This window comes from Marinimicrobium sp. UBA4209, from assembly GCF_002381585.1.
Classification (GTDB): Bacteria; Pseudomonadota; Gammaproteobacteria; order Pseudomonadales; family Cellvibrionaceae; genus Marinimicrobium; species Marinimicrobium koreense.
Genome location: NZ_DFTP01000041.1, coordinates 255 through 2,424 on the forward strand (window position 1 = coordinate 255; position 2,170 = coordinate 2,424).

General features: G+C 61.5%; 1 protein-coding gene. It reads right to left on the reverse strand.

The window, feature by feature from the left end; translation table 11 throughout:
- Positions 1-2,003: Tex family protein (locus B3187_RS05585; RefSeq protein WP_286805021.1), on the reverse strand; the 2,003-nt coding region annotated here is incomplete at its 3' end.
- Between the last annotated feature and the right edge of the window lie 167 nt (positions 2,004-2,170).

The following is a 2,170-nucleotide window of genomic DNA, read 5'->3' on the forward strand; positions in this document are numbered from 1 at the left end:
AAGTTGGTGACGTTGGTCACCGAGCCTTCCAGGATCATTCCCGGCTCCAGGTCCTTGATGGTGTCCACACCTTCCTGGAACTGGGCGGTTTTGAATTCCGGGCGGGGGTCGCGGCCGGGTTTGTCCAGCTCGCGGATGATATCGGTGACCGTCGGGACCCCGAATTTTTCGTCGGTGTACTCCGCCGCTTTCAGGCTGCGCAGAAACGCCGAGTCGCCGATCAGGCCCTTCACTTCACGGGCGTTGATCTGGGCGATTTTCTCCACCACGCTGTAGGCTTCCGGGTGCACACCGGAGGCGTCCAGCGGGTTGTCGCTGCCGGCGATGCGCAAAAAGCCCGCCGCCTGCTCAAAGGTTTTGTCCCCAAGGCGCGGCACTTTTTTCAGTTCGCTGCGCGAGCGGATCACGCCGTTGGCGTTGCGGAATTCAACAATGTTGTTGGCCAGGGTCTGGTTCAGACCGGACACGCGCGCCAGCAGCGGCGCCGAGGCGGTGTTCACTTCCACGCCCACGGCGTTCACACAGTCTTCCACCACGGCGTCCAGCTCCCGTGCGAGTTGGGTCTGGGATACGTCGTGCTGGTACTGGCCCACACCAATGGATTTCGGATCGATTTTCACCAATTCCGCCAGCGGGTCCTGGAGGCGACGGGCGATGGAAATGGCACCGCGAATGGTGACGTCCAGGTCCGGAAATTCTTTGGCGGCAAACTCGGAGGCCGAGTACACCGAGGCACCGGACTCGTTTACCATCACGCTCTTGGCTTTCAGGTCGCTGTGCTTTTTCAGCATGTCCTGAACAAATTTTTCGGTTTCCCGGGAGGCAGTACCGTTGCCGATGGCGATCAGCTCCACATCGTGCTTTTTGCACAACGCGACAATGACCGCTTCGGCTTCAGCGATTTTGAATTGAGGCGCGGTGGGGAAAATGGCGCCGTGATCAACCACCTTGCCGGTGGCGTCTACCACGGCCACTTTCACCCCGGTGCGCAAGCCCGGGTCCAGGCCGATGGTGGCTTTCTGGCCCGCCGGTGCGGCCAGCAGCAGGTCTTTCATATTGGCGGCAAACACCTTGATCGCGGCCTCCTCGGCCACTTCCCGCAGCTCACTGAGCAGGTCGGTTTCCAGGTGGGTCAGCAGCTTCACCCGCCAGGTCCAGCGCACCACCTCGCCCAGCCACTTGTCCCCGGCCCGGCCCTGGTCGCGAATCTGCCAGTGATCGGCCACCATGGCTTCGCAGGGATGGGCTTCGGTGCGCTCGGGCTCCTTCTCACCCAGCGTCAGAGACAGGTTGAGAATGCCTTCGTTGCGGCCCCGAAACATGGCCAGCGCGCGATGAGAGGGCACGCTCTTGAGGGGCTCATCGTGCTCAAAATAATCCCGGAACTTCTGTACTTCCTGGGACTGGTCGGCGTCCTTACCCGGCGCCACTCGGGCGCTCAGGTTGGCTTCGTGCTTGAGGAAGTGGCGCAGCTTGCCGAGCAGCTCGGCGTCTTCGCTGAAGCGCTCCATCAGGATGTACTTGGCGCCATCCAGTGCGGCCTTGGTGTCGTCGATCTTGTGTTCGGGGTTCAGGTATTTCGCGGCTTCGGTCTCCGGATCCAGGCTCGGATCCCCCAGCAGCGCCTCGGCCAGGGGCTCCAGGCCCGCCTCGATGGCGATCTGGCCCTTGGTGCGACGCTTGGGCTTGTAGGGTAAGTAGAGATCTTCCAGGCGGGTCTTGGTATCCGCCGCCTTGATGTCCCGCTCGAGCTCGGGGGTCAGTTTTTCCTGCTCGGCGATGCTCTTGAGAATGGCCTCGCGGCGGTCTTCGAGCTCCCGCAGGTAGCGCAGGCGCTCTTCGAGGTTACGCATCTGGGTGTCGTCCAGCCCGCCGGTGACTTCTTTCCGGTAGCGGGAGATGAAGGGCACGGTGGCGCCTTCGTCGAGCAGGGCGACGGCGGCTGCGACCTGCTGTTCGCGGCAGTTCAGTTCTTCGGCGATGCGTTGGGAGATGCTGTTCATGCGCTGACCTAAGGTTGAGAATCTCTGATTAAACAAAATGCCAAGGCCGCTCATTATCCGCAATTGGCTCCGCCAGACCAGTCTTGTTTTTGGGGAATTTTTGTGAGAGCGGTTAATGGTGGTTCAATCAAGTCCGGTCCGGGGAGGGGAAGCCCTTTCAAGACACG